Below are 26,191 nucleotides of genomic sequence, written 5' to 3' on the forward strand. Positions count from 1 at the left end.
AGTAAAACTGCGCAAATCAAACTGCAAAACAACAAACCAGCGACGAACGTGAGGACAAATTTGTATGGCAATGCTATAACCCTTAATGCCAACCAAAATATAATGTCCCAGGAAAACGTATGCTAAGAAATATTAGTGTCAGAACGTTCATTATCTATTTCCTTTTATGTGTATTTTTGGTAAGTGATGGAGTTATAGCGCTATTTTCACGAAATTCTTCGCTTTTTATTGCAGTCATAATTGTACAATTCATCGCTTTATTTTTGCTTTGGGCGTACATGACAAAATATCTTGTGACGCCGATCAATACGGTGAAAAAAAGTATTGAAGAAGTAACGTCAGGCAAACTTGGCGTGTTGATACCTGAATTTGGCAACAACTGTGCGGGACGACTGATCCCGGGGATTAACAGTCTCTCCAACAACATTGCAACGCTGGTCCGTGAGATCCGCGCCTCCTCGCAAACCGCGATGACCCTGTCTGATCAACTCTCTTCACGCAGCGCGCAGCTTTCCGTCAAAACAGAACAGCAGTCAGCTTCGCTGGTGCAAACGGCAGCCAGCATGGAAGAGATGGCTGCAAGTACAAAAAATAATGCCGACAATACCCGTTTAGCCAGCGAGCAGGCGAATATCGCGACGTTACAGGCGCGTAAAGGCGGAGAATTAATGGGGCAGGTCGCGAACAATATGCAGTCGATTACCGACTGCGCCCAGCAAATGACAGAGATTATCTCGCTGATTGACGGTATCGCTTTTCAGACCAATATTCTGGCGCTTAACGCCGCCGTTGAAGCGGCAAGAGCGGGCGACCATGGTAAAGGGTTTTCTGTGGTCGCGGGTGAGGTGAGAAGCCTGGCGCATCGTAGCGCCGAAGCGGCAAAAAATATTAAGTCACTGATTGAAGTTACCAGCCATAACGTGACGCAGGGCGTTAACGTGGTCTCTGAAGCCGAAAAAAACATGCATGACATTGTTACCGGTTCGGGCAATGTGAGCAGACTGATGGATGAAATATCCGCCTCAACATCAGAACAGGAAAAAGGTATTTCACAAATTACGCAGGCATTATCAGAGCTTGAACGCGTAACGCAGAGCAACGTGTCGATGGTTGAGGAACTCAATGGATCGTCAGATGTGCTGCGCAATCAGGTGATTGAGCTCCAGACACGAACACGTAATTTCCGTCTGGAAAATGAGTTCCAGACTGACAATGCGTTAAGAAGCCGCGAATGGGCGGTGAATTCCTGAACGTATTCAGGACGATGCCTCACATAATTATTGCTTAACCCTCGGCGAAAGCTAGACTGACACCGAAAGAGATAAAACGGTGGAGGCGCTGTGGAGAGCATTAAAGGGTCTGAGGTTAACGTACCTGACGCAGTTTTTGCATGGGTGTTTGATGGACAAGGCGGCGCAAGGCCGCTTGAAGATCAGGATCACATCGACAGCGAACATCCATGCTGGCTGCACCTCAACTACACGCACCCGGACAGCGCCGAGTGGCTCGCGTCCACGCCGCTACTGCCCAACAACGTTCGGGATGCGCTGGCGGGAGAAAGTCTCAGACCCCGCGTAAGCCGGATGGGTGAGGGGACGTTAATTACGCTGCGTTGTATAAACGGCAGTACGGATGAGCGTCCGGATCAGCTGGTGGCAATGCGTGTTTATATGGATGAACGGCTGATTGTTTCCACCCGCCAGAGAAAAGTGCTGGCGCTGGATGATGTCATTAACGATCTGAAAGAGGGCACGGGGCCTACGGATTGCGGCAGCTGGCTGGTGGATGTGTGTGATGCGCTGACCGATCATGCCAGCGAGTTTATAGAAGAACTTCACGATAAAATCATCGATCTGGAAGATAACCTGCTCGATCAGCAAATCCCCCCACGTGGTTTTCTGGCGCTGCTGCGTAAGCAGCTCATCGTGATGCGCCGCTATATGACCCCTCAGCGCGACGTTTATGCGCGGCTGGCCAGCGAACGCATGAGCTGGATGAACGACGATCAGCGCCGCAGAATGCAGGATATCGCTGACCGGCTCGGACGTGGACTGGACGAGATTGACTCATGTATTGCCAGAACGGCAGTCATGGCGGATGAGATAGCCCAGGTGATGCAGGAGTCGTTAGCCAGGAGAACGTACACCATGTCGCTGATGGCGATGGTCTTTTTACCGAGTACCTTCCTGACGGGGTTGTTTGGCGTAAACCTCGGAGGGATCCCCGGCGGTGAATATCACTATGGCTTCACCACGTTTTGCGTCATGTTAGTGGTTTTGATTGGGGGTGTTGCATGGTGGTTGCATCGTAGTAAATGGCTGTAAATTTACGCTTTTCTGAGGCAGAGTCGGCTTCAAAACGACATTTTAATTGAGCGAAGTCAATAAACTCCGACCATGTTAGGTGCAATATTACTCCCGCAGGTGAATGCAACGTCAAGCGATGGGCGTTGCGCTCCATATTGTCTTACTTCCTTTTTTTGAATTACTGCATAGCACAATTGATTCGTACGACGCCGACTTCATAGTCGGCTTTTTTTTGCCTCCTGTTTATCTGCGTCTACCCTTTAGGAGTAAGCACCCTAATCTGGAGGAAAAGATGAGTATGCTACTTGCCCTGCAACGCCTTAACACCTGGCAGTCCGATCCAGTGCCCACCGATCCGACGCCGATACCCGATCCTGTCCCACGTCCGCAGCCGATGCCGGATCCGCCGCCCGATGAAGAACCGATTAAATTGTCGCATCGTTAGCGCAGATCTGCGAGGATACGCGCCATCTGACTGCAATCATTACCACGAGAGTATATTGTGACCGCTTTTTCCACGCTGAACGTTCTGCCTGAAGCCCAACTGACTAACCTGAATGAGTTGGGCTACCTCACTATGACCCCTGTCCAGGCCGCCGCGCTGCCGGCTATCCTTGAAGGCCGTGACGTGCGCGTGCAGGCGAAAACCGGCAGTGGAAAAACGGCTGCATTCGGGCTAGGCCTGTTACAACACATTGATGCAACCCTGTTTCAGACCCAGTCCCTGATACTCTGCCCGACGCGCGAGCTGGCCGACCAGGTCGCGGGTGAGCTGCGTCGTCTGGCGCGTTTTTTGCCTAACACTAAAATTTTAACGCTCTGCGGCGGGCAACCGTTCGGAGCGCAGCGCGATTCCCTTCAGCACGCGCCGCATATCATTGTGGCAACGCCGGGCCGTCTGCTCGATCACCTGCAAAAAGGCACTGTTTCACTCGATGCACTGCAAACGCTGGTGATGGATGAAGCTGACCGCATGCTGGATATGGGCTTCAGCGATGCGATTGACGAAGTGATCCGCTTTGCGCCAGCCACGCGTCAGACGCTGCTATTTTCTGCCACCTGGCCAGAGGCGATTGCAGCGATCAGCGGGCGCGTGCAGAAGAACCCGCTGACCATTGAAATCGATACTGTCGATGCGTTACCGGCGATTGAGCAGCAGTTCTTCGAGACATCGCAGCAGGGCAAAATTCCACTGCTACAAAAATTGCTGAGCCAACACCAGCCAGCGTCCTGCGTGGTGTTCTGTAATACCAAAAAAGATTGTCAGGCGGTGTGCGATGCTCTGAATGATGCCGGACAGAGCGCATTATCGCTGCATGGCGATCTGGAACAGCGCGATCGCGATCAGACTCTGGTGCGTTTCGCTAACGGCAGCGCACGCGTGCTGGTTGCAACGGATGTTGCGGCCCGTGGCCTGGATATTAAATCGCTTGAGCTGGTGGTGAATTTCGAACTGGCATGGGATCCGGAAGTGCATGTCCACCGCATCGGGCGTACCGCGCGTGCAGGTAACAGTGGTCTCGCCATCAGCTTCTGCGCACCTGAAGAGGCGCAGCGCGCCAATATTCTTGCGGAAATGCTGCAACTGAAACTCAACTGGGTGAATACCCCTGGTAATATCAGCATCGCTCCGCTGGCGGCGGAAATGGCCACCTTGTGCATCGACGGCGGTAAAAAGGCCAAAATGCGTCCCGGTGACGTTCTGGGGGCGTTAACTGGGGATATCGGTCTCGACGGGGCAGATATTGGCAAGATCACGGTCCATCCTGCGCATGTCTACGTAGCGGTTCGCCAGTCGGTTGCGCATAAGGCCTGGAAGCAGTTGCAGGGCGGGAAGATTAAAGGGAAGACCTGCCGCGTTCGACTGCTCAAATAAGCTTAAAACGCGTCTCAGAAACGATATCTGAGACGCTGCCAGGTTACTTGACTTCTACCACGTTCAGGCGCAGTTCATCGAATTGCGCATCCTCTTCCTCTGGCTGCCAGCCAGCAGGCTGCATCGGGATCTCTTCGCGGTCAAACGCCAGATCCCCGCCATTCACCACCTCTGAACCGTGGTTAATCCCTTTGAAATCGAACAGTTCAACGTCGGCCAGGTGCGAAGGCACCACGTTCTGCATGGCGCTGAACATGGTTTCGATGCGGCCCGGATAGCGTTTATCCCAGTCACGCAGCATGTCGCCAATGACCTGACGTTGCAGGTTCGGCTGTGAGCCGCACAGATTGCACGGAATGATAGGGAAGGCTTTGGCCTGGGAGAAACGCCCAATGTCTTTCTCGCGGCAGTAGGCGAGTGGGCGGATCACGATGTGTTTGCCGTCGTCGCTCATCAGCTTCGGTGGCATTCCCTTCATTTTGCCGCCATAGAACATATTCAGAAACAGCGTTTGCAGAATGTCGTCCCGGTGATGACCAAGCGCAATCTTGGTGGCGCCCAGTTCGGTTGCGGTGCGGTACAGAATGCCGCGACGCAAACGTGAGCAGAGCGAGCAGGTCGTTTTGCCCTCTGGGATCTTCTCTTTAACAATGCCGTAGGTATTCTCTTCTACGATTTTGTACTCAACGCCCAGGTTCTCAAGGTACTCCGGCAGGATATGCTCCGGGAAGCCCGGCTGTTTCTGATCGAGGTTAACCGCGACCAGGGAAAAGTTCACCGGTGCGCTTTGCTGTAGATTGCGCAGGATCTCCAGCATGGTGTAGCTGTCTTTACCGCCCGACAGGCAGACCATGATGCGATCGCCTTCTTCAATCATGTTGAAGTCTGCAATGGCTTCGCCCACGTTACGGCGCAGTCGCTTTTGCAGTTTATTCAGGTTGTACTGTTCTTTCTTGTTAATTTCTTGATTTTGTTGCATCTATTCGTTACTCAGATCTCAAATGGGGCACAGGGTGAGGAAAACGATTTCAAAGCGTCAGCTTCGTGTTCATCTCTTCTATCCATGTAGCATAGATTTCATACACCATCTGCGCATGTACGTGCCCCATCTGGTTAGCGATAAAAGACGGGTTTGCGGCTACCGGTAAAAACCAGCATGCGAAAGTGTGTCGTGTATGGTACGGATTGCAGCGCCGAATGCCAGCACGATTTACAAATGAGCTCCACAGGAGAAGTTTGGTTAAGACTGAAGGGTTGTCTACACTTACAGCTTACGCAGTAAAAACGGAGGTGAAAATGACTGACCGTCCCGTTAATGGTGACCATCCTGATTATAATCCCAGCCCGGATAACCCGGACAAGGATGGAAAAAAACCGAAAGATGATCCTGGCTCAGCGCCTGAATCAGGCGATAAAGATCCAGAGTAATGACCTGCCGCCTTTTCGAAGGCGGTTTTAACACCCATTCGGCCTCTCTATGCGCACCGCTATTCATGTTGTCCTCTTCAACGTTGTCTGATAACCGCTCAGAACCCCTACTGTTTTGCCTGGCGAACAGCTGAGATAAAGCACGGATCTCATTCCCGCGTACCAGCGCGTTTTACATTTCTCCTGCTACGCTTTTGAGGGGGACAAGGGAGCGCTTCTATGAAAAATAAAGACGAGCAGACAGGATTAGTTGGGCTGGCGATTGGTGCCGCCGTTATCGGGCTGGTTTCATCCCAGAAGATCATCAACCGTGAAAGTATTGTCGCTGAGCTGGTAAGGCTCGGCAGGCAGAAGGGGGATGGTGTCGAAGATGAGGTCTTTTTAAAAGCGGCTGAATTAGTGAGAAAAGGAGTATAACAATGGCTGATATTCGTCATGCACAGTGTCATTGTGGGGCGGTGAAATTTACGGTTGAGCTGACGGACGGCCTGAATACCGCACGTCGATGTAGCTGCTCGTTTTGCAGGATGCGTGGGGCGGTAGTGGTTTCAGCGCCTTTGACGGGCATTAAGGTGACGCAGGGCGCGGACACGCTCACAGAGTACCGTTTCAACACCGGCACGGCGCGCCATTTCTTCTGTTCGATTTGCGGTATTTACACGTTCCATCAACGACGTTCCAATCCCAATGAATATGGTGTGAATGTCGCCTGTCTGGAAAATGTCACGCCATTCGACTTCCCGGAAGTGGCGGTAATGGATGGAGTAAATCACCCTATGGATGGCGACAGCGGGGTAATTGGCTATCTCTCTTTCCGCAAAGAACAGGCGAAACAGCGATAAAATTAGCCCGCAGATCGCTGCGGGCTAACGGGATTAGAACTGGTAAACCAGACCTAACGCTACGATGTCATCCGTACCGATGCCATTGTTTTTGTAGAACGAATCATCTTCATCCAGCAGGTTAATTTTATAATCAACATAGGTGGACATGTTTTTGTTGAAATAGTAGGTAGCACCGACGTCAGCGTATTTCACCAGATCTTTATCGTCCTGGCCATTGCCCAGGTCTTTACCTTTGGACTGTAAATAGGAAATAGCCGGACGCAGACCGAAATCGAACTGATATTGTGCGGTGACTTCGAAGTTCTGGGTTTTGTTTGCCACCGCATCTGCATTGTCGCCGTACGGCGTCATATTGCGGGTTTCGGAATACATTGCCGCCAGATAAATGTTGTTGGCATCGTATTTCAGACCTGCGGTCCATGCATCCGCAGTATCGCCGCCCGCAGTAGTGTAATTTACCTGATCGTTGGTACGGTCAGATGAAGTATATGCCGCACCTGCGCTGAAGCCCATGCCGAAATCGTAGGTTGCGGATATACCGTAACCGTCACCATTTTCATGACGTGTATCACGACCGTTGTTGGTCCCTTCATTGGTAGAGCAGAAATTCTCGTCGCAGTTATTACCTTCATTATTACCTTGATACTGCACCGCGAAGTTCAGACCCTGCACCAGACCAAAGAAGTCGGTGTTACGGTAGGTAGCCACGCCGTTTGCACGACCGGTCATAAAGTTATCGGCATAAGTATAAGAGTCGCCACCAAATTCTGGCAGCATATCGGTCCAGCCTTCAACGTCGTACAGGACGCCATAGTTACGGCCGTAATCGAAGGAGCCGTAATCGCCCACCTTCACACCCGCGAAGGCCAGACGCGTCCAGGACTGATTGTCAGACCCTTCGGTGTTGTTTGCCTGAATGTTGTATTCCCATTGTGCGAAGCCAGTCATCATGTCGTTGATTTGGGTTTCACCTTTGAAGCCCAGTCGCATATAGGTTTGATCGCCATCTTTAGACGCGTCGTCAGAGAAATAATGCAGACCATCTACTTTGCCATACAGATCCAGTTTATTGCCGTCTTTATTATAAATTTCAGCTGCGTGAGCGGCGCCAGCCATTAACAAAGCGGGGATCATCAGTGCCAGTACTTTTCTTTGCATTTTGATTATTCCTTTGCAGTTATTTTTTTATTACTTCGTGAACTTTCCGGGCTGGAAAGCTGTCCCATGCTAAATCACTCTGACGGCGAATGAATAAAATATAATTGTTACGGGTTAAGTAAAATCTAAACCAAATGATGCGGTAGAAATAACGATTGATGCCATGAATGAATTATTATAATCAATACAAAATAAAAATTATTAATTACGTGGAAAACAAGGTAACCTTCACGCCGTTATATGCCTTTAAGATTTTTTCATCCATAATTCACGTGAATATTGTTCAGAACATTGAGGCAATTTTCACCGATCTTCTGGATTCGCCCGGTGCACGTGCATCGGGCTTTTTTTGGCAAAAAAATGCCCGGACAAGCCGGGCATACAGGTTATTCGCTGGTCGATTTTTCGGCTTTCCCCGCCAGTTGCGCCAGGAAGTCATACCGCTTCTGTAGATCCGCTGCCGCATCCTTCCATAGCTGCTCTGCCACTTCTGGCTGTTGAGCGTTCAGCCTGCGGAAACGCTGCTCCTGAAGTAAGGTTTCGGCAAGGGCGTCTGACGGCGGACGCGAATCCAGCGCCAGCGGCAATTTCCCTTCATCGGCACGGCGCGGGTCGAAGCGGTACAGTGGCCAGAAGCCGGTTGCGGTGAGCTGACGCATCTGGTCGTGGCTGAGCGCCAGATCGTAGCCATGCTCCTCACACGGACTGTAGGCGATAATCAGCGACGGCCCTGGATACGCTTCCGCTTCCTGAATGGCTTTCACCGTCTGGTTGAGCTGCGCCCCCAGCGAAATCTGCGCGACGTAGACGTGTCCATACATCATCATGCTGACGCCCAAATCTTTACGCGCCTTGCGCTTGCCGTGCTCACCAAATTTCGTGACCGCCCCCAATGGCGTTGCTTTCGAGGCCTGTCCGCCGGTGTTGGAATAGCACTGAGTATCAAGCACCAGAATATTGACGTTTTCGGTCAGGCTCAGGACATGGTCAAGACCGCCGAAACCAATATCGTAGGCCCACCCGTCGCCGCCGATCAGCCAGACAGATTTTTCAACCAGCGCGTCAGCATCAGTCAGGAGTTGTTCAGCCCCTTCAACACCCTGAAGCGCGTTGCGCAGTTCAGCAACCTGCGCGCGACGAACGTCAGGTGTGGCCTCCGCATGCAGGGCATCATTCAGTTCTGCCGGGATCTTATCGGCAAATTGTGCCAGCAGACGCATTACGCGGGCGCGGTGCTGATCGACCGTCAGACGGAATCCCAGACCAAATTCTGCGTTGTCCTCGAAAAGCGAGTTTGCCCACGCCGGGCCGCGACCGTTCGCGTCGGTGGTGTATGGCGTAGACGGCAGGTTACCCCCATAGATTGACGAGCAGCCCGTCGCGTTGGCAATCAGCATTCGGTCACCGTAAAGCTGAGTGAGCAGTTTGATATACGGTGTTTCGCCGCAGCCGGAGCACGCCCCGGAGTACTCGAAGAGCGGGGTGATGAGCTGCGAGGTACGAATGTCAATGCGTTCCAGCTTGTTGCGATCGATTTCGGGCAGGTCGAGGAAGAAATCATAATTCACTTTCTCTTCTTCAACATGTTCAAGACGCGACATCATATTGATGGCTTTGATTGACGGGTCCTGACGATCTTTCGCCGGGCACACCTCGACGCACAGGTTACAGCCGGTACAGTCTTCCGGCGCCACCTGTAGGACATATTTCTGACCACGCATATCGCGGGATTTTACATCCAGCGAGTGCAAACTTTCCGGCGCGCCATCTAACGCTTCTGGCGACACCACTTTGGCGCGAATGGCGGAGTGCGGGCAGGCCGCCACGCAGTGGTTGCACTGGGTGCACAGCTCTTCTTTCCAGATAGGGATCGCTTCGGCAATGTTGCGTTTTTCCCAGCGGGTCGTACCCATCGGCCAGGTTCCGTCAGGCGGAAGCGCAGAGACGGGAAGGGTGTCGCCCAGTCCGGCAAGCATCGCCGCCGTGACGGTTTTGACGAAATCCGGGGCGGCGTCAGACACCACTGGCGGCCGGTTCGGACTGCTGGCATTGACCGGCTGCAACGGCACCGCGAACAGCGATTCGCGGGCCAGCGCCAGCGCCTGCCAGTTGCGCTCAACCAGTTCCTGACCCTTGCTGCTGTAGCTTTTGGCGATTGCACCCTGAAGCTCCATCAGCGCGCTGTCGCCCGGCAGAATATTGGTCAGGTGGAAGAACGCCATCTGCATAACCGTATTGATGCGCGCCGCCAGGCCGCATTCGCGGGCGATCTTCGCGGCGTTAATGACATACAGGCGCGCCTGTTTCTGGTTAAGCACCGCCTGCACTTCCTGGGGCAGGCGTGCCCAGACCTCGTCGGCGCTGTAAGGGGTGTTGATCAGGAAAATACCGCCGGGCTTCAGGCGCTCGGCCATCTGATATTTATCAATGAACTGGAGCTGGTGACAGCCAACAAAATCCGCCTGAGAAATCAGGTATGCCGAGCGGATCGGGTGTTCGCTGACGCGCAGGTGGGAGACGGTCAGTCCGCCCGCTTTTTTGGAGTCATAGACGAAATACCCTTGCGCATACCACGGCGTAGAGTTGCCGATAATTTTGATGTTGTTCTTGGTTGCCGAGACGCTGCCGTCGCTACCCAGACCGTAGAACAGCGCTTCCAGTTTCGCAGTCGAGGGCAGGGTGTTTTCCGGCAAGGGGAGAGAAAGGTTAGTCACGTCATCATAAATGCCGACCGTAAAGCGCGGCTTCGGTTTTGCCTCGCGGAGTTCAGCAAATACCGCCAGGACGCACTCCGGTCCGAACTCTTTGGAAGACAATCCATAACGCCCGCCAATGACGCGTGGCAGCGTTTCGCGCTCACCGCGGTTAAACGCCTCAGCCAGAGCGGTCATCACATCCAGATAAAGTGGCTCAGCCTGTGCGCCAGGCTCTTTGGTGCGGTCCAGTACCGCCACTGCACGCGCGCTATCCGGCAGGGCTGCGAGCAGGTGTTTCGCTGAGAAGGGACGGTAGAGGCGAACTTTGAGCACGCCAACTTTTTCACCACGCGTCAATAGCTCATCAACCACCTCTTCACAGGTGCCAATGGCGGAGCCCATCAGGACGATCACGCGCTCGGCCTGCGGATGACCGTAATATTCAAACGGCTTATATTTGCGGCCCGTCGCAGCGGCAAAATCGTCCATCGCCTGTTTAACGTGCTCATAGACCGCGTTGTACCACGGGTTCGTCGCCTCGCGGGACTGGAAATAGGTATCCGGGTTCGCAGAGGTACCCCGGATCACCGGATGTTCCGGATTGAGGGCGCGAGCGCGATGCGCATCGATGTCAGCCTGCGGCAGCAGATTAAGAATAGTGTCGTCCGGTAGCGGAACGATTTTATTGATCTCGTGGGACGTACGGAAACCATCGAAGAAATGAATAAATGGCACTCGGCTTTTCAGCGTGGCGATATGCGAAATCAGCGCGAAGTCCTGCGCTTCCTGCACGCTGCTGGCGCAGAGCATAGCGCAGCCGGTCTGACGCACGGCCATCACATCTGAGTGGTCGCCAAAAATAGAGAGAGCGTGAGTGGCTACGGTGCGTGCGGCGACGTGCAACACGAATGGCGTTAATTGCCCTGCCAGCTTGTAAAGCGTGGGGATCATCAACAGCAGCCCCTGAGACGACGTAAACGAGGTCGACAGGGCACCGGTCTGCAACGCACCATGCACGGTGGCAATGGCACCGGCTTCGGACTGCATCTCTACAACCCGCGGGACATCGCCCCAGACGTTTTTTATCCCATTACCAGCCCAGGCGTCAGCCTGTTCAGCCATCGTGGAGCTGGGAGTGATGGGGTAGATAGCGATCACTTCGCTGGTACGAAACGCAACAGACGCGACTGCACCATTGCCGTCAATAGTTTGCATAGGACAACACCCTTACATTGCGCAAAAAGAGGGGCCTGTAAAACGACGACAGACCCTGAATATTATCTGTGTATTTTAGCAAAGCTCAGGTTTTACGATTTTCGCTTTTGTGTCCTTGGTATGCGCTGTATCAATGACTCGTAGGCTATTCGTGTTAAAAAATTGCGAGAAATTGTTACCAGGGCGCATAAATACGCACATCCGCTCTCGACGATGCGTCGCGTGATGCCTATTATGCATAGGTTTCGCGTTAATTATGGGGAGGAAGGTATGCGTTCAGCATTTTGGGTCGGATGTGCCGCGTTACTGTTGTCGGCATGCAGCAATGAACCTGTACAGCAGGCGTCAGCGGCACACGTTACGCCAGGTATGCGGGCGGCGATGTCCAGTTCAGGTCAGGCCAACTGCGCAATGATCGGCGGTTCACTCTCCGTTGCCCGTCAGCTCGATGGCTCCGCCATCGGCATGTGCGCATTGCCAAATGGCAAACGCTGTAGTGAGCAGTCGCTTGCCGTAGGTTCGTGCGGAAGCTACTGAGTTATTCAACTCGCTTAAACATCAATGTCTTATTGGCTGTCGCCAGGGTTAACTGGTCTTCGGTCAGGTCTACCTGTGCGCCTGTGCGTAGCATATCGGCGATGGTCTGATCCAGTTCATTTAGCTGCGGCTCGGTGCAGAGTTTCCGCGTCATTGCCAGCGTTTTGACCGTCAACTCTCCTTCGGACAGTTTCCCCTGGCCGTTGAAGCCGTTGCACATTGTGCCGGAGACGACAATGTTGTTAATCAGGCTGATATTGGGTTGCGCACTGAAGCGAATTTCAGGCTGGGTTTTCCCGCCTTTAACCGCTTTGCCATCCACATTTTCCAGAACGAAACGATGATTCTCTAGCTGTTCGGTCTGAACGGAGGCTTTACCAGGATTAACGCATCCAGCCAGTGCGAGGCTGATTAAACTTACTGCCGCGAGCTTTTTCATTTTTTTTCTCAAACTATCAATACCGTAAATATTTTTTCAGTGTAACCATACCCTCCTGAGTGTTAATGGGGTTTATCTGAAAGTGCGGGAAGGGACCGGGCGGCGGCGCACCCGGTCAGTGAGTTAGTGCGATTTAAATCCGGCTGCGGCCATCAGCATTTTAAAGAGCATACTTACGCAGGCCAGCGCCAGAACGCTGCCGCCCCAGATGATGGCAAGCCACATCAAACGTTTCCATACAGGTTGTTGCATCAGTGATAACCCTCCCCATGCTGTACTTTTCCGCGAAAAACGTAATAACTCCAGAAGGTGTAGACCAGAATCACGGGAATGATCAACAGTGCACCCACTAACATAAAGCCCTGGCTTTGGACTGGCGCAGCGGCCTGCCACAGGGTAATGTCCGGCGGGATAATATGCGGCCAGATGCTGATCCCAAGCCCGCTAAAGCCAAGAAAAACCAGCCCTAATGTCATAACAAACGGCAGAGTATGGCTCGCAGGATCGTTCAGGCAGCGCCACTGGCACAGACTCAGGATCGCAACCAGCGCAGGAACGGGCAGCAGATAAAACAGATTCGGCAGCGTAAACCAGCGCGCAGCAATAGCTGGTTGGGCGAGAGGGGTCCAGATACTGATTACTGCAATGAATACCAGAAGCAGGAGCAGAAGCACTTTCGATACCTGACGCATCCGCTGTTGCAGGGCATTTTCGCTTTTCATTACCAGCCACGTTGAACCTAGCAGCGCGTAAGCCACTACAAGACCCGCACCGCAGAAAAAATTGAACGCGGTAAACCAGTCAAACGGACCACCGCTGTAAGCGCGACCAGTGATGCTGAACCCATGGATGACCGCGCCGACGGTGATGCCCTGGCTAAAGGTCGCCACAATTGATCCGCCAATAAAGGCCTTATCCCAGAACGGGCGGTGCGCCGGAGTGGCCTTGAAGCGAAATTCGAAGGCGACGCCACGAAATATAAGCCCGATCAGCATTATTGTCAGTGGAATGGATAGCGCGTCGATGATAACCGCATAGGCGAGAGGAAAGGCGCCAAACAGGGCCGCACCGCCAAGCACCAGCCAGGTTTCGTTGCCATCCCAGACGGGAGCCACGCTATTGACCATCACGTCGCGGTCGTCCGCATTCGGCGTTGCCGGAAACAAGATGCCTATCCCCAAATCAAAACCGTCCATCACGATATACATCAACGTGGCGAAAACGATAATCACGAACCAGATAATGGAAAGATCGATACCCATTACGGTTACTCCTTAAATTCAGTGGTGACGGCAGAAAGCGGACGAGCAGGGCGGCCATCGGATTCAGTCGCGAAGGATTCATGGGGCTGCGGCCCTTTTTTAATCAGACGCACCATATAGCTGTAACCCACGCCGAATACTGCGGTATAAACCACGAAGAAGGCCAGCAAACTGACGCTCATGTGCAGATCGCCATGCGCGGAAACCGCATCCTTTGTACGCTGTAGACCATAGACGACCCAGGGCTGGCGGCCGACCTCCGTTGTTACCCATCCGGCGAGGATCGCGATCAGCCCGGACGGCCCCATCAGCAGGGCAAACCACAGGAAGGAACGTGAGGTATAAAGGCGCTGTTTATAACGCAGCCAGATTGCCGTCACGCCCAGGAGCAGCATCAACATTCCCAGGCCGGCCATGATGCGGAAAGACCAGAAGACAATGGTGGCGTTCGGGCGATCTTCTTTTGGGAACTCTTTCAATGCCGGAACCTGTTTATCGAGACTGTGGGTCAGGATCAGGCTGCCGAGAGCGGGAATTTCCAGGCCAAAACGGGTCCGTTCCTGCTCCATATCCGGCCAGCCAAATAGCAGCAGTGGGGTAGGCTCACCCGGCGGATTCTCCCAGTGGCCTTCTATGGCGGCTATTTTCGCTGGCTGGTGTTTTAAGGTGTTAAGCCCGTGCATATCCCCCACCAGCGCCTGGACTGGGGCCACGATCAACGTCATCCACAACGCCATGGAAAACATGGTGCGAATAGCGGGCGTATTGTTTCCGCGCAGCAAATGCCAGGCCGCGGAAGCACCGACAAACAGCGCGCTGCTGAGAAATGCCGCTATCGACATGTGCAGCAGGCGGTAAGGGAAGGAGGGGTTAAACACCACGGCAAACCAGTCCACCGGAACGACCTGACCGTTGATGATTTCATACCCTTGCGGTGTCTGCATCCAGCTGTTTGACGAGAGGATCCAGAACGTAGACATGAGGGTTCCCAGTGCGACCATGCAGGTCGAAAAGAAGTGCAGCCCCGGCCCGACCTTATTCCAGCCAAACAACATTACCCCGAGGAACCCCGCCTCAAGGAAGAACGCGGTAAGCACTTCATAGGTCAGCAGGGGGCCGGTAATACTGCCCGCGAACTGGGAAAACCCACTCCAGTTAGTGCCAAACTGATAAGCCATCACCAGGCCGGAGACCACACCCATCCCAAAGTTGACGGCGAAGATCTTCGACCAGAAATGGTACAGCGAGCGCCAGACGGGATTTTTTGTTTTCAACCACAGCCCTTCCAGCACGGCGAGATAGCTCGCCAGGCCAATGGTTATCGCCGGAAAAATAATATGAAAGGATACGGTAAAGGCGAACTGTATTCGCGCAAGATGAAACGCATCTGGACCAAACATGCACTGCCTCAATGTTAAACGGTGTACTGTTATGATAGAGAGGCGGCAAGTGAGATATCAGAAGCAGAAATCGATAATTTATCTATAACAGTTGTGGGAAAAGCTGAACTTTATCTGGCTGATATAGGTAACAAGGAAGAATAAAAAATTTCTTTTTATGATTTTTACGCATTAAACAGCTTGCTTTGTCGCCAGCAACATGCGTTAATGGATTTCTGGTTTTGAATCCAAATAAATATCTGACGTAGTTTTATAAAGCAGTTCTCATCACGTTGTGCCTCTCCGCAGCCTCTCTTGGGTCTTTATCTACATTCCGATTAGTTTTGTATCGAACCATTTATTGCCTGATCGGCTCATGAGTAATTTACGTTTTTACGTTTACAGGAGAATCCTATGACTTCTTATATCCATTTCCGCTGCCCATGCTGTCATGGCTCGCAGTACCGCACCTCAGCTTTTGATGTGTCTGACAAAAATCCGTTCGGCGCGAAATGCATTTTCTGCAAATCGTCGATGATCACGCTCGACCACCTGGCCGCAGCGCGTTCTGCTCAGAATCACATTACAGAGTACCGCAAGTAATCTGCCGCGTTTCCTATAACAGTTAGCAAAATCTTCTCTTTTTCTCCTGCTGATATACACTGTCAGCAATAAGGAGAATCTGATGAAAAAATACCAGCGTCTGGCGCAACAAATTATCTCGCAGATTGAGCTTGGCGTATGGTTGCCGGGCGATAAGCTGCCTTCTCTGCGAGAGCAGGTGGCAAGCAGCGGCATGAGTTTTATGACCGTGGGCCACGCGTATCAGATGCTGGAAAGTCAGGGGCGCATTGTTGCCAGACCGCAGTCAGGCTATTACGTTGCCGCCCGCCCGACCACACACCAGCCTGCACCGCCCGCGCAGGTGATGCGCGATGAAGTGGTCGACATCAACACCTATATTTTCGACGTGCTACAGGCCAGCCGCGACCCCTCCGTTGTCCCTTTTGCCTCGGCGTTTCCCGATCCGCGCCTTTTCCCGCTTCAGCAACTCAACCGATCGCTGGCTAACGTCAGCAAAACGGCTACCGCCATGAGCGTGATCGAAAACCTGCCGCCGGGTAACGTCGACTTACGTCATGCCATTGCCCGCCGCTACGCTCAGCAGGGAATGAATATCTCCCCGGATGAAATTGTGATCACCGCGGGCGCGCTTGAGGCGCTTAACCTCAGTTTGCAGGCTGTGACTGAACCAGGGGACTGGGTTATCGTTGAAAACCCCTGTTTTTATGGTGCACTCCAGGCGCTTGAACGTCTGAAACTGAAAGCGCTGTCGGTTGCCACTGACGTGCGTGAGGGCATCGATCTCAGTGCCCTTGAGCAGGCGTTAAATGATTATCCGGTGAAAGCCTGCTGGCTGATGACCAACAGTCAGAACCCGCTCGGCTTCACGCTGAGTGCAGAGAAGAAAGCTCAGCTGGTGGCCTTACTCACCCGGCATAACGTCACGCTGATTGAAGACGATGTTTACAGCGAACTCTACTTTGGCCGTGAAAAGCCGCTTCCGGCAAAGGCCTGGGATAAGCAGGATATGACGTTGCACTGCTCCTCATTCTCCAAGTGTCTGGTGGCCGGTTTCCGTATTGGCTGGGTGGCGGCGGGAAAACATGCGCGCCGTATTCAGCAGTTGCAGCTGATGAGTACGTTGTCCACCAGCTCTCCCATGCAGCTGGCGCTGGTGGATTACCTGGCGACCAAACGTTACGACGCCCACCTTCGTCGCCTGCGACGCACGCTTGCTGAACGCAAACAGCAGGCCTGGCAATCGCTTTTGCGTCATATGCCTGCCGGCGTCAAAATCCATCATAACGACAGCGGCTACTTTTTATGGCTTGAACTGCCTGAACAGCTGGATGCGGGGCGGTTGAGTGAGAAGGCGTTAACCCATCAAATCAGCATTGCGCCCGGCAAGATGTTTTCCACCTCCAATATCTGGACACCGTTTTTCCGTTTCAATACCTCATGGGGCTGGGGCGAGCGGGAGGAGCAGGCGGTCGTCCAGCTGGCGGGGTTAATCCGCGAAATGATGCTGCACCCAGTCACACCTTGATGAAAATTCCTGAAGCGACATGACGCGCGGTCTACCTTTAGTAAGGGAGCGCGGATTGGTAACGTGACGTTGTCACGTTTCTGCCCGCCAGAACGTGTGCTGACGCGAAAACAATGTCGATTTCAACAGGACGATGCTATGCAAAATCAATTGCTGATTAATGGTGAACTGGTGACCGGCGAAGGTGAGAAGCAGGCGGTTTATAATCCTGCCACGGGTGAAGTGCTGCTGGAGATTGCTGAAGCGTCGGCAGCACAGGTGGACGCTGCCGTCCAGGCTGCCGATCGCGCGTTCACAGAGTGGGGACAAACGACGCCGAAAACGCGCGCCGAATGTCTGTTGAAACTGGCTGATGTGATAGAAGCCAACGCTGACGCGTTCGCAAAAGTGGAGTCCCTTAACTGCGGGAAACCGCTGCACTGTGTTCAGGGAGATGAGATCCCGGCCGTGGTCGATGTGTTTCGCTTCTTTGCCGGGGCCGCCCGCTGCCTGAACGGGCTGGCTGCCGGAGAATACCTCGAAGGACATACCTCAATGATCCGCCGCGACCCGGTTGGCGTTGTCGCCTCTATTGCGCCCTGGAACTACCCTCTGATGATGGCGGCGTGGAAGCTGGCGCCCGCGCTGGCGGCGGGAAACTGTGTCGTCATCAAGCCGTCTGAAATTACCCCGTTGACGGCGCTGAAGCTGGCGGAACTGGCGAAAGATATCTTCCCGCCAGGTGTGCTGAACGTGCTGTTTGGTCGCGGAAAAACCGTAGGAGATCCGCTGACCGGCCACGAAAAAGTCCGTATGGTTTCTCTCACCGGCTCTATTGCTACCGGAGAACATATTATCGGGCATACCGCATCTTCAGTTAAACGTACCCATATGGAATTGGGCGGAAAAGCCCCGGTCATTGTCTTTGACGATGCAGATTTGGATGCCGTGGTTGAAGGCGTGCGTACGTTTGGTTTCTACAATGCTGGTCAGGATTGTACCGCAGCCTGTCGTATCTATGCCCAGAAGGGGATTTACCCCGCGCTGGTCGAAAAGCTGGGCGCAGCCGTTGCCAGCCTGAAAATGGGCGCGCCGGACGATGCGTCAACCGAGCTGGGCCCGCTCAGCTCCGCAGCGCATCTTTCCCGCGTTTGTGCTGCCGTGGACGAAGCCAAAACCCTTGGACATATCCGCGTCGTCACCGGTGGCAGTAAAAGAGAGGGGGCAGGATATTACTTCCAGCCAACGCTGCTGGCCGGGGCGAAGCAGGAAGATGCGATCGTCCAGCGAGAAGTGTTTGGCCCGGTGGTCAGCGTGACAGAATTTGAGGATGAAGCGCAGGTGCTGAACTGGGCCAACGATTCGCAATACGGCCTGGCCTCGTCCGTCTGGACAAAAGACGTCGGACGCGCCCATCGCCTCAGCGCACGGTTGCAGTATGGCTGCACCTGGGTCAATACCCATTTTATGCTGGTGAGCGAAATGCCGCACGGCGGGATGAAGTTATCCGGTTATGGCAAAGATATGTCGGTCTACGGACTTGAGGATTACACGGTAGTCCGGCATGTAATGATCAAACACTAAACCCTCATGCCCGGCGCAGTGCCGGGCGATTCAGCTTACCAGCCACAGACCTCGTGTTCATTTTCCGTATCGTAGGCGCGAACGGTGTTCACCAGATCCTTCACGACATCTGCCGCGACGTCCGGGATCAACAGCTCCATTGGCGCTTCTGTTTCATAATCCACCGACACGCCGTTGCTGTTGTTGGTGACGGTCACGGTATAGGTAGCCTTACCCATTATTTACTCCTTATGCGTGTTGACCACTTTACCGATGCCCGCACCGCTGAGCGTGACGGCAGGATCCGCGAAAAAGTCGATATTAAAATAGGTGTCGTCGGTCAGTAGCTCAATGCGGTGCCATTTTTGGGGTGGGGAGATGCCAAAAGAACCGGCCTCAATGACCACTTCCAGATCGGGTTCGGTGGCGTCGCCATCGGCAAAGCCAAAGTAACGCACTGCACCCTGCATGACGGATAACCGACCGTACACGCCGGCTTTGGTGTTGTGATGGGTAAAAAGCGCTTTTGGGGCGGTCTCTTTATTCCAGAACGGCGTCGAGCGGGTATGAACAAAGTTTTCAGGAATACGTAACATCATAGTTTCCTTCATGTTGGCGGGCGCTTAAAGGGACTTAAGCACCTCAGGTTCAACAAAGAATTCAATATTGAACAGGGTGTCGTCGGTCATCACCTCAATGTGGTGCCATCTCTCTGGCGGGAAAACGCCGAAACGACCCGCTTCAATGACGAGCTCGCTGTCAGGCTCAGAGGTAAATTCATCAGCATAGCCCAGATAACGCACTGCGCCACGCATCACCGACAGGCGAGGGTAAACGCCCGGACGCGTGCCCGTATCAAGGTGACGTTTAAAAATGCCGGCGGGGGCCGTTTCTTTGTTCCAGAAAGGCGTGGAACGGGTGTGAATGCAACTCTGCGGAATGCGTAGCATGTTTCCTCCCTTAAAAGCCTGCTGTTATTAAACTGCTTTCTCAGGGGATGGATTTATCAAAAAGTGCATTTAATTTGCATCTTATCAATAATAACCGTTTTGCTTTACCCGGCGTTGTTACACAAGGTACTCAGTTGTTATTATCCTTAGTATTTAAGTGGTTATGATGTAACGAAAAAACTTGATCTGTGTCAACATATGACGCATATTGCGTGCGGTTATTTTTCGGCTCAGGTAAACAGAATGACGTTGTATCAAAAGATGTTGGTGTTCTACGCAATCATGGCCTCCATCTGCGCATTAATCACCTGGTTCCTGTCTAAAGATCGTAAACGTATTCGCCTGTTGAGCGCATTCCTGGTGGGTTCCACCTGGCCGATGAGCTTTCCTGTTGCCCTGTTGATCTCTCTTTTCTGAAGCACGCTTCCAGAATCGGCATCCAGCCATAGCATTCCATACATTGAGGCTGTATAAATATACAGTCCGTCATACATGGAGTGCTTATGAACAGTTTCTATTCGCAGCAAGCAGGCTGCACTGTGCGCTGGCAGGATCTTCCCGGTTTCGGTGACCCGGTTGTGTTTATCCACGGGTTGGGCTGCGCATCGTCATATGAATATCCTCGTATTGTCTGTGATACCCGTTTCGGGGGGCGCAGAGCCATTCTGATCGATCTTCCCGGTAGCGGCTACAGTGATAAACCTGACAACTACCGTTATCGCACGAGTGAACAGGCGCAGGTGGTGGTTGAACTGTTAAACCATCTCGGCCTGGATAGTCTCTGGCTCTATGGCCATAGCATGGGGGGGAGTATCGCGATCGAAACGGCAACGCTGTTAACGTCGCGCGTTAAGGGCCTGATAGTGTCTGAACCCAATTTTCATGCGGGTGGCGGGATGTTCAGCCGAGCAATTGCGGCCCAAACGGAACAACATTTTCTGGAACAGGGCTATGATGACATGCTGCGGGCGGAAACGTCGCCGTGGGCTGGAAGCCTTCAAAGCAATGCCCCCTGGGTCGTCTGGCGCGGCGCAACAAGCCTGGTCGAGGGCGTTAAACCTGACTGGGCACACCTGTTCTTGTCATTGAGCTGCCCGGTAATGTTAGTTTTTGGTGAGCGATCCCTGCCTGATGACGATTTTAATCGCCTGCAACAAAACGGCGTTGCTGTAAAAATTATCCCTGATGCGGGCCATTCAATGTCCTGGGAAAACCCGTCAGCGTTGGCTCAGGCTTTGTCTGGCTTCATAAACGGCTCATGAAGGGGTAGCCCGCATTGCTGCGGGCTGCAATGATTAAGACAGCAGGGCAGACAAGGCTTTCCGCGCAGCAGGCTGAACGTCATACGGGCACTGATAATCCACGTTCTCAATCGCGCGGGTGTAGAGCGCAACCAGCCAGTCATAAACATAGGCTGTCGCCGCATGGACAGGCTGCTCGCCAAGTCGGGTAAGACGGGGAGAAGCGCTGCTCACAACTGGCGTCACAAAAATTGGCTGACCTTTGCGGATCCGGCTTGCAGGCCGTTCAGAAACGGGCGTCATTTCATAGCCAAGCCAGCTAATGAAATTGCCTGTCGCGGCATGCAGCTGCGCGGCACTGCTTTTATCTTTTTCTGCAATGCGTTGCAGTTGCAGCGGCAGATCCAGCCGGTAGCTGGTAACGATCAGCACATCCGCAATCTGCTGTAATACCTCTGCGTCCAGGCCCAGACGGGCAGCCGCCGCGTCGTTGCGACTCCACTGACGAAGATGGTTAACCCACACGTTATGGGCCAGCCGCGCCTTGTCTTTGGTCTGCAACGCGCCTGGATTTTCCTGCGTCTCTTCCGCAAACAGATCGATAACATCGTTAAACAGGCCGTTGACCTGTTCCTCACGAGGCTGGTGAACGGTCAGCAGCGTCTCAAACGCGTTTAACGGCGGCAGAAGTCCCTCAAGCAGTTCACCATGACGAGCGGCACTGCCTTGCAGCGTTCGGACCATTTTTTCGGCCTGTGCCCGCCCTGCGCCTGGCTCCTGAGTGAGAGGCGCGACATATGGGCGAATCAGCGTCGACAGCGACTCTTGTAACAGCCTTTTCAGCGCGCGGAGACGCTTCTGGCGCTGTGCCGGCAGGGTAGCCTGCGACAGCCACTCAATCACCCGCTGCATGCTGTGGGTATCGAGCGCCTGGAGCGTGCCCCAGCGCAGACCCGGCTGGCCCAGCAATTGCTGCACCGCTTCGTCCAGATTCTGCTTTGTGGTAAACCGCGCATCATGAGGGGTAATGGCCCAGACCAGCCCCGGCAATGCGGATTCTTCAACCGGCTGCGTCTCTTTGACCCAGTTTTGCAGGAGCCTTGCCGTTTTCGCGGTCTGCTGGTGGTGCGCCGTCGCATTGCAGATAACCAGGACATCCGGCTGAATGTGCTGACGATAATGCTCCAGCAACCACAGGCATTTTGCCTGCATCATCAGCGGCGTGTTTTCCTCAGAAATGGCAGGGATATCAATGACGTCAACGTTATCCAGCACGCAGTTCTCAACGGGCAGCTCCACTTCGCGGGTCAGAGATGCCAGTACATCGACGGGCAGGCTAATGGCGTTAAGCAGCTCGCCGTTTTTTACCGGATGAAGCAGTGTTTCCTGTGCTTCCGGCAGGGTAAACGCCCCGTGCGTAAGGAAGCCTTCGCAGGGCAGACCAAAGCTGTCCACCAGCAGACTCAACGGCGCCGCAAGCGCGCTGGCATGGCTGGTTTGATGCAGCACCTGGGCGAATTTAAGCCACTGCTGGGTTAACTCCTGTTGCTCACCCCACAGCAGAGACCAGACGCTGGCGCGGGTGCTGAGATCAAGCGACGGAACCAGCTGGGCAAACTGGTGCCACAGGGCATCATCAATATGCTGCTTAGCGCCGGGTACTACGCTTTGCCAGAACCGGGCAATGGTCGCGACTTCCCGCGCCGTCATTCCCGGCACGCTCTGCGGTTGACGCAGTGCCCGCCACTTCTCAAGCCGGGCTTCAATCACCAATTTATCCACCGCGCGGATCTGCGGATCCAGCGTGGTGCGCGCGATAAACAGCTGCACCAGCTCGGCCTCCGTTACCAGGCGCAGGCGTAAGGGAAACGCGTCGTCTGCGACCTCGCGGGACGCTCTGCTGAAACGCACGGCCATGTTGGTCGGTGCATGCCCGGGGTTAATATGCGAGAAGTAATCAAACGTGCGTTGACCCGGCGTAACGTTCAGCCGTTCGTCCCCGCTGCCGCAAAGTGCAGCCAGCAGGTGCGCTTTCGCGGCCTGCGAGTGGCCGTATAAGCCGATACTGCCCTGGCTGACAAGGGCGCGACCGAGCGCCTCTTCACGCGCGCTTACTGCGTTAAGGCGGGCAAGCAGGGCGTCGGCTTCGTTATCCAGCATCGGGGCGTGCTGTCGCGTCTCGTTGATCCACCCGATTAAGGCCTGAGTGGTGGCAGTCGTCGCAGTCATTTGAGGTATACGCTCCCGCTGTCGATCCAGTAGTGGCTGCCGCTGTGTCGGCGATCGGCCAGAGTATTCAGTTTAAAGGTCAGGGCATCCGGCGGCACTGGCGTGCCGTCCTGTAGCCAGGCATCACTCAGCTCGAAAGATTCCGGGCCTTCCTGCTTAGTGCCGCCACGCAGCTTCAGGCGCACGTTCAGTACGCCGTCGCCCGCAATGGCTTTCGCCAGCTCGGCTGAGTTGATGCTCAGGGTATAGAGCGGCGTAGCGGGCCAGCGGGCATTGGCCAACTGCCGGAAGCCGAGCGTAACGTTGCCGCGCAGCGGGAAGTGCAGACGGGCGTCCAGTTTCGCGCCGGGTTTATCGAGGTCGATATCGTGATACCAGACGTTCTCGTCCCGCAGGGTATTGATCGCGTTATCCAGCACGCCCAGATAGCGCACCGTAGAATACGCGCCGATATCCGCTGCTTTAAAGTTAAAGCGCGGCAGACGAAGATCCAGCGCCAGGCTACAGAGCATCGCTCCCACCGCAGCGGTGGATTTCGGGTTGCCGATCCGTCCCTGCTGGCTGAACGGATACCATTCATGAACCTGGTATTTATCCAGCCAGACGATGCGGTTGACGGGCACCGGTTGCAGGTGGCGAATCAAGGCCTGAACGCCCGGCAGACAGCCCGGCCGTCCCGTGATAAGCAGGATATCGCAGCTGTAATGAGAGATCGCCTCACATACCGCATGAAGCGGGGCGGCAAGCGTGAACTGACCCGCCAGCATGGCGTCCCGCATCTCCCGGAAGCTGACGTGCAGCGGTACGCTGAACAGATCAAAGTGTTCTGAGCCGGCAGGCAACGCATGGTCGATCGCCTGCTGGAGATAATTCATCACGTTGCGCGTCGGTTTTTGCGCAAGCAGATCGCCAAAGGTGGCATGCAGCCCGGCCAGCGGATCGTCAACATCGCTCGATTCCCACGCCGCCAGGATCGCGTGACCGATCGGCATAAAGAGCTGAAGCGCCGTCTGCTGGCGCAGGATCGCCTGGGTATCGATCCGCCCGGAGTCACCGAACAGGGATGCCATCAGCTGGGAGGCATCGGCTATGCCGGATTTCTGAAGCTGGGTTTGCAGGGCGGGCAGAACGTAGCGCTGGATCACGTCCAGCAGCGTGTCGTCGCCAGCGACCTTGAACCCTTCGCGGAACAGCAGCTGCGGGGTGATTTTGACGTTATTCCCGGAACCATCATCTAACTGATAGTGCGTGATGGCCATATCCGTCGTGCCGCCGCCGATATCAATCGAGGCCACGCGCAGCGCACGCCCCGGCTGGACGCCAGGCTCAGGCGCGCGATCCGGACGGGCGAGGGAGGCGAAAAAGGCCTCGGTCTGGCCACCAAAATGGGAAATGGCTTCGTTATACAGCCACACCAGCTGGCCGCAGCTGGCCTCGTCCCATTCCATCTGGATCTCAGGGACCGGCACCACGCTTTTTTCCTGCTGCTTGCGGCTGGCAAAATCTTCATCCTGCGGGTGCCAGCCCATCGCTTTCCAGACGATGGCGATGGCTTCGAACATGCGGCGACGGAAAATCTCGCGCTCCTGTTTCGGCATTGCCGACGGCAGGGTGAGGATCAGCGTCCGCAGCTGGCGCGGAGAGGCCGGGAAGCCGAGCCGCAGGCGGGTGGCCACGCTGTTTATCTGGCCAAGCGCCTGAGCCAGCAGCTCGCAGAGCATGTGCGTCATCAGGGTGCTGCGGCTGTACTGCGGAGAGAACACCGGCAGGCGCTCATCCTGCGGCAGCGTAAAGAGCGGTTCCCCGTCGTCGTTCATCAGGTTCATCAGCGGAAACGCAGTTGCCAGCGGTTCGCGCTGGGTTTTGCTGTTCATCTGGCTAAAGCGCCAGTCCTGCACCACCGGCGTCTCGTCCCACAGATAGCGACGCGGGCTGGAGATGCCGCTGTTGCCTTCCGTGCCCAGACGCTGCATCGCCAGCTTACGCGCTTCATCACCCACGCGGACAATCGACGGCCAGACGAACGCATCCTCCCGGCCGCTTTCCACGGAGAAGTGCTGTTTGCCAAAACGCGCTTCAGAAAACTCAAGTCGGCTGGTAAACAGCGGCTCATTCAGGAACTGCGGCTCACTCAGAGATCGTACCTGAAGTTCAGCCGTCTGGCGCAGGCCGTCGTTGGCATCACCATGATCTTCAATAATCACGCCGCAGGTATGGGTGTTGCCTACGTCAAGGATCAAATCGACAGGAATAGCAGGGGTGCTCAGGGTGTGGGTGACAAACTTCACTTCCGGCACGGTGAGTTGTTCACCGAGCATGGAGAGCAGGTTGAGCCAGTGCGCCTGATATTCAAAGCTGCGCATGGCCTGATGCAGCTCGCGCTCGGAGCGTTTTTCAACCCCGTCGGCAAACTGCGTGAAGGCTTCGCGCAGCCAGCCGTCAATCCAGGTCTGGTCGAGGAAACTCTCAACCTCACTGTCGCGCCAGGCGAGCGCGAAACGCGTGCCGTTCAGGATATCGTTTTCAACCGGCGACAGGGCAGACGTCGCATGCTCTGCAATCTGGCTGTCGAGCGCGACGGTGACCCGGTGCGTATTGCCAGCTGCGTCGGGCGTGGAAAGCTTTCGTACCTGGACGCGCGCCCAGTTATCCGGGCCTTCAACAAACGTCCGCGGCGGGTTAAAGCGCAGGAAAGGGATCGGCAGCCAGACGCCGTCCAGCACGGTCAGGGAGTCATGCAGTGGAATGGTGCTTTCAGGCTTGACCACTTCCGGCTGCCCGCCATCGGTGGCAGGGAGCGTGTACCGGCCGTTAACCAGGTCAAAATCCAGACGCAGCAGCGGGCCATTTGCCGTTTTACGCACGAAACGCCCGTTGCTGGCGGTGTCCTGCGGAGTCAGGCCAAAATCGAGAAACTGCACGCCGCTGTTAGCAATCAGCGTCACGCTCTGTTTATAGTCGCAAAGATTAACCAGCAT

Annotated in this window: 25 protein-coding genes and 1 pseudogene; 13 read left to right on the plus strand and 13 right to left on the minus strand. The window is 54.5% G+C overall.

The window, feature by feature from the left end; all coding sequences use genetic code 11:
- Window positions 1-119 precede the first annotated feature (119 nt).
- The 4 genes from H2Z33_RS19070 to dbpA all read left to right on the plus strand — a co-directional run bounded on the left by H2Z33_RS19070 (window position 120) and on the right by dbpA (window position 4,182).
- Window positions 120-1,250 (plus strand): methyl-accepting chemotaxis protein, encoded by a 1,131-nt coding sequence (locus H2Z33_RS19070; RefSeq protein ID WP_080459221.1) that lies wholly within the window; start codon window positions 120-122, stop codon window positions 1,248-1,250.
- Window positions 1,251-1,340: 90 nt separating this feature from the next.
- Window positions 1,341-2,324 carry a zinc transporter ZntB gene (gene zntB / locus H2Z33_RS19075; protein ID WP_017382256.1) on the plus strand — a complete coding sequence of 328 codons (984 nt, stop codon included), beginning with the start codon at window positions 1,341-1,343 and terminating at the stop codon, window positions 2,322-2,324.
- Between the two features lie 280 nt (window positions 2,325-2,604).
- Window positions 2,605-2,751, plus strand: coding sequence for a hypothetical protein (locus H2Z33_RS19080; RefSeq protein WP_275427718.1), 147 nt, complete (start codon window positions 2,605-2,607; stop codon window positions 2,749-2,751).
- Between the two features lie 57 nt (window positions 2,752-2,808).
- Window positions 2,809-4,182 carry an ATP-dependent RNA helicase DbpA gene (gene dbpA, locus H2Z33_RS19085; protein ID WP_047717456.1) on the plus strand — a complete coding sequence of 458 codons (1,374 nt, stop codon included), beginning with the start codon at window positions 2,809-2,811 and terminating at the stop codon, window positions 4,180-4,182.
- Window positions 4,183-4,225: 43 nt separating this feature from the next.
- Here the strand turns inward: dbpA and ttcA are convergent, their stop codons facing one another.
- Complete coding sequence (gene ttcA / locus H2Z33_RS19090; RefSeq protein ID WP_063134629.1) at window positions 4,226-5,161, minus strand: tRNA 2-thiocytidine(32) synthetase TtcA; 936 nt, start codon at window positions 5,159-5,161, stop codon at window positions 4,226-4,228.
- Window positions 5,162-5,210: 49 nt separating this feature from the next.
- Window positions 5,211-5,408 (minus strand): annotated as a pseudogene (locus tag H2Z33_RS19095) (tyrosine-type recombinase/integrase); the annotation flags it as partial.
- Between the two features lie 70 nt (window positions 5,409-5,478).
- Here H2Z33_RS19095 and H2Z33_RS23520 point away from each other — a divergent pair.
- From H2Z33_RS23520 to H2Z33_RS19105, 3 genes are all read left to right on the plus strand, one after another.
- Window positions 5,479-5,610 (plus strand): hypothetical protein, encoded by a 132-nt coding sequence (locus H2Z33_RS23520; RefSeq protein ID WP_017693355.1) that lies wholly within the window; start codon window positions 5,479-5,481, stop codon window positions 5,608-5,610.
- A 219-nt stretch (window positions 5,611-5,829) separates the two neighbouring features.
- Window positions 5,830-6,027, plus strand: a complete 198-nt coding sequence (locus tag H2Z33_RS19100) for a hypothetical protein (protein ID WP_000790642.1) — start codon at window positions 5,830-5,832, stop codon at window positions 6,025-6,027.
- Window positions 6,028-6,029: 2 nt separating this feature from the next.
- Window positions 6,030-6,452: a GFA family protein gene (locus H2Z33_RS19105; protein WP_032653714.1), complete on the plus strand. Its 423-nt coding sequence runs from the start codon at window positions 6,030-6,032 to the stop codon at window positions 6,450-6,452.
- A 33-nt stretch (window positions 6,453-6,485) separates the two neighbouring features.
- On the opposite strand, the gene ompC is transcribed toward H2Z33_RS19105, so the two are convergent.
- Both ompC and nifJ read right to left on the minus strand, forming a co-directional pair.
- Window positions 6,486-7,613 (minus strand): porin OmpC, encoded by a 1,128-nt coding sequence (gene ompC, locus H2Z33_RS19110; protein WP_017382260.1) that lies wholly within the window; start codon window positions 7,611-7,613, stop codon window positions 6,486-6,488.
- A gap of 386 nt (window positions 7,614-7,999) precedes the next feature.
- Window positions 8,000-11,524 (minus strand): pyruvate:ferredoxin (flavodoxin) oxidoreductase, encoded by a 3,525-nt coding sequence (gene nifJ, locus H2Z33_RS19115; RefSeq protein WP_063134628.1) that lies wholly within the window; start codon window positions 11,522-11,524, stop codon window positions 8,000-8,002.
- 270 nt (window positions 11,525-11,794) lie between these two features.
- Between nifJ and H2Z33_RS19120 the strand changes: the two genes are divergently transcribed.
- Window positions 11,795-12,061: a DUF333 domain-containing protein gene (locus tag H2Z33_RS19120; RefSeq protein ID WP_063134627.1), complete on the plus strand. Its 267-nt coding sequence runs from the start codon at window positions 11,795-11,797 to the stop codon at window positions 12,059-12,061.
- 1 nt (window position 12,062) lies between these two features.
- On the opposite strand, the gene hslJ is transcribed toward H2Z33_RS19120, so the two are convergent.
- From hslJ to H2Z33_RS19140, 4 genes are all read right to left on the minus strand, one after another.
- The gene (hslJ, locus tag H2Z33_RS19125; RefSeq protein ID WP_015570436.1) at window positions 12,063-12,500 is read right to left on the minus strand and encodes a heat shock protein HslJ; all 438 of its coding nucleotides are present in this window, start codon (window positions 12,498-12,500) and stop codon (window positions 12,063-12,065) included.
- Between the two features lie 123 nt (window positions 12,501-12,623).
- A complete protein-coding gene (locus tag H2Z33_RS19130) occupies window positions 12,624-12,752 on the minus strand; it encodes a DUF2474 domain-containing protein (protein ID WP_017693358.1) in 129 nt (42 codons plus the stop codon).
- Window positions 12,752-13,762: a cytochrome d ubiquinol oxidase subunit II gene (gene cydB, locus H2Z33_RS19135; protein ID WP_062937805.1), complete on the minus strand. Its 1,011-nt coding sequence runs from the start codon at window positions 13,760-13,762 to the stop codon at window positions 12,752-12,754. Before cydB ends, H2Z33_RS19130 begins: the two co-directional genes overlap by 1 nt.
- Before the next feature lie 5 nt (window positions 13,763-13,767).
- On the minus strand, window positions 13,768-15,162 hold the full coding sequence (locus H2Z33_RS19140) for a cytochrome ubiquinol oxidase subunit I (protein ID WP_032103603.1): 1,395 nt from the start codon (window positions 15,160-15,162) through the stop codon (window positions 13,768-13,770).
- A 393-nt stretch (window positions 15,163-15,555) separates the two neighbouring features.
- Here H2Z33_RS19140 and H2Z33_RS19145 point away from each other — a divergent pair, with 393 nt between their 5' ends.
- From H2Z33_RS19145 to patD, 3 genes are all read left to right on the plus strand, one after another.
- Entirely contained in the window at window positions 15,556-15,744 is a 189-nt protein-coding gene (locus H2Z33_RS19145) for a hypothetical protein (protein ID WP_017693360.1), read from the plus strand.
- Between the two features lie 82 nt (window positions 15,745-15,826).
- Window positions 15,827-17,251, plus strand: a complete 1,425-nt coding sequence (locus tag H2Z33_RS19150) for a PLP-dependent aminotransferase family protein (protein ID WP_017693361.1) — start codon at window positions 15,827-15,829, stop codon at window positions 17,249-17,251.
- A 138-nt stretch (window positions 17,252-17,389) separates the two neighbouring features.
- The gene (patD, locus tag H2Z33_RS19155; protein WP_017693362.1) at window positions 17,390-18,814 is read left to right on the plus strand and encodes an aminobutyraldehyde dehydrogenase; all 1,425 of its coding nucleotides are present in this window, start codon (window positions 17,390-17,392) and stop codon (window positions 18,812-18,814) included.
- A 35-nt stretch (window positions 18,815-18,849) separates the two neighbouring features.
- Here patD and H2Z33_RS19160 read toward each other — a convergent pair whose 3' ends face one another.
- From H2Z33_RS19160 to H2Z33_RS19170, 3 genes are read right to left on the minus strand one after another with little or no spacing between them, the layout of a single operon-like run.
- Entirely contained in the window at window positions 18,850-19,032 is a 183-nt protein-coding gene (locus tag H2Z33_RS19160; RefSeq protein WP_003856955.1) for a DUF1869 domain-containing protein, read from the minus strand.
- A 3-nt stretch (window positions 19,033-19,035) separates the two neighbouring features.
- Entirely contained in the window at window positions 19,036-19,389 is a 354-nt protein-coding gene (locus tag H2Z33_RS19165; protein WP_003856958.1) for a DUF1971 domain-containing protein, read from the minus strand.
- Window positions 19,390-19,416: 27 nt separating this feature from the next.
- Window positions 19,417-19,743, minus strand: coding sequence for a DUF1971 domain-containing protein (locus H2Z33_RS19170; protein WP_023303799.1), 327 nt, complete (start codon window positions 19,741-19,743; stop codon window positions 19,417-19,419).
- A gap of 243 nt (window positions 19,744-19,986) precedes the next feature.
- Between H2Z33_RS19170 and H2Z33_RS19175 the strand changes: the two genes are divergently transcribed.
- Complete coding sequence (locus H2Z33_RS19175; protein WP_003856960.1) at window positions 19,987-20,160, plus strand: GhoT/OrtT family toxin; 174 nt, start codon at window positions 19,987-19,989, stop codon at window positions 20,158-20,160.
- Window positions 20,161-20,246: 86 nt separating this feature from the next.
- Complete coding sequence (locus tag H2Z33_RS19180; RefSeq protein ID WP_063134625.1) at window positions 20,247-21,005, plus strand: alpha/beta fold hydrolase; 759 nt, start codon at window positions 20,247-20,249, stop codon at window positions 21,003-21,005.
- 33 nt (window positions 21,006-21,038) lie between these two features.
- On the opposite strand, the gene H2Z33_RS19185 is transcribed toward H2Z33_RS19180, so the two are convergent.
- Window positions 21,039-23,213, minus strand: a complete 2,175-nt coding sequence (locus tag H2Z33_RS19185) for a virulence factor SrfC family protein (protein ID WP_063134624.1) — start codon at window positions 23,211-23,213, stop codon at window positions 21,039-21,041.
- Complete coding sequence (locus H2Z33_RS19190) at window positions 23,210-26,191, minus strand: virulence factor SrfB (protein ID WP_063134623.1); 2,982 nt, start codon at window positions 26,189-26,191, stop codon at window positions 23,210-23,212. The genes H2Z33_RS19185 and H2Z33_RS19190 overlap by 4 nt, the downstream gene beginning before the upstream one ends.

It is taken from the genome of Enterobacter sp. YSU, from assembly GCF_016082135.1.
In the GTDB taxonomy this organism is placed as follows: Bacteria; Pseudomonadota; Gammaproteobacteria; order Enterobacterales; family Enterobacteriaceae; genus Enterobacter; species Enterobacter hormaechei_C.

Excerpts from the sequence above, each read along its gene's own strand:
- H2Z33_RS19070 (WP_080459221.1), top strand. The coding sequence starts at position 120 with ATGCTAAGAAATATTAGTGTCAGAACGTTCATTATCTATTTCCTTTTA.
- H2Z33_RS19080 (WP_275427718.1), top strand. The coding sequence starts at position 2,605 with ATGCTACTTGCCCTGCAACGCCTTAACACCTGGCAGTCCGATCCAGTG.
- ttcA (WP_063134629.1), bottom strand. The coding sequence starts at position 5,161 with ATGCAACAAAATCAAGAAATTAACAAGAAAGAACAGTACAACCTGAAT.
- H2Z33_RS23520 (WP_017693355.1), top strand. The coding sequence starts at position 5,479 with ATGACTGACCGTCCCGTTAATGGTGACCATCCTGATTATAATCCCAGC.
- H2Z33_RS19100 (WP_000790642.1), top strand. The coding sequence starts at position 5,830 with ATGAAAAATAAAGACGAGCAGACAGGATTAGTTGGGCTGGCGATTGGT.
- H2Z33_RS19105 (WP_032653714.1), top strand. The coding sequence starts at position 6,030 with ATGGCTGATATTCGTCATGCACAGTGTCATTGTGGGGCGGTGAAATTT.
- ompC (WP_017382260.1), bottom strand. The coding sequence starts at position 7,613 with ATGCAAAGAAAAGTACTGGCACTGATGATCCCCGCTTTGTTAATGGCT.
- nifJ (WP_063134628.1), bottom strand. The coding sequence starts at position 11,524 with ATGCAAACTATTGACGGCAATGGTGCAGTCGCGTCTGTTGCGTTTCGT.
- H2Z33_RS19120 (WP_063134627.1), top strand. The coding sequence starts at position 11,795 with ATGCGTTCAGCATTTTGGGTCGGATGTGCCGCGTTACTGTTGTCGGCA.
- hslJ (WP_015570436.1), bottom strand. The coding sequence starts at position 12,500 with ATGAAAAAGCTCGCGGCAGTAAGTTTAATCAGCCTCGCACTGGCTGGA.
- H2Z33_RS19130 (WP_017693358.1), bottom strand. The coding sequence starts at position 12,752 with ATGCAACAACCTGTATGGAAACGTTTGATGTGGCTTGCCATCATCTGG.
- cydB (WP_062937805.1), bottom strand. The coding sequence starts at position 13,762 with ATGGGTATCGATCTTTCCATTATCTGGTTCGTGATTATCGTTTTCGCC.
- H2Z33_RS19140 (WP_032103603.1), bottom strand. The coding sequence starts at position 15,162 with ATGTTTGGTCCAGATGCGTTTCATCTTGCGCGAATACAGTTCGCCTTT.
- H2Z33_RS19145 (WP_017693360.1), top strand. The coding sequence starts at position 15,556 with ATGACTTCTTATATCCATTTCCGCTGCCCATGCTGTCATGGCTCGCAG.
- H2Z33_RS19150 (WP_017693361.1), top strand. The coding sequence starts at position 15,827 with ATGAAAAAATACCAGCGTCTGGCGCAACAAATTATCTCGCAGATTGAG.
- patD (WP_017693362.1), top strand. The coding sequence starts at position 17,390 with ATGCAAAATCAATTGCTGATTAATGGTGAACTGGTGACCGGCGAAGGT.
- H2Z33_RS19160 (WP_003856955.1), bottom strand. The coding sequence starts at position 19,032 with ATGGGTAAGGCTACCTATACCGTGACCGTCACCAACAACAGCAACGGC.
- H2Z33_RS19165 (WP_003856958.1), bottom strand. The coding sequence starts at position 19,389 with ATGTTACGTATTCCTGAAAACTTTGTTCATACCCGCTCGACGCCGTTC.
- H2Z33_RS19170 (WP_023303799.1), bottom strand. The coding sequence starts at position 19,743 with ATGCTACGCATTCCGCAGAGTTGCATTCACACCCGTTCCACGCCTTTC.
- H2Z33_RS19175 (WP_003856960.1), top strand. The coding sequence starts at position 19,987 with ATGACGTTGTATCAAAAGATGTTGGTGTTCTACGCAATCATGGCCTCC.
- H2Z33_RS19180 (WP_063134625.1), top strand. The coding sequence starts at position 20,247 with ATGAACAGTTTCTATTCGCAGCAAGCAGGCTGCACTGTGCGCTGGCAG.
- H2Z33_RS19185 (WP_063134624.1), bottom strand. The coding sequence starts at position 23,213 with ATGACTGCGACGACTGCCACCACTCAGGCCTTAATCGGGTGGATCAAC.
- H2Z33_RS19190 (WP_063134623.1), bottom strand. The coding sequence starts at position 26,191 with ATGCTGGTTAATCTTTGCGACTATAAACAGAGCGTGACGCTGATTGCT.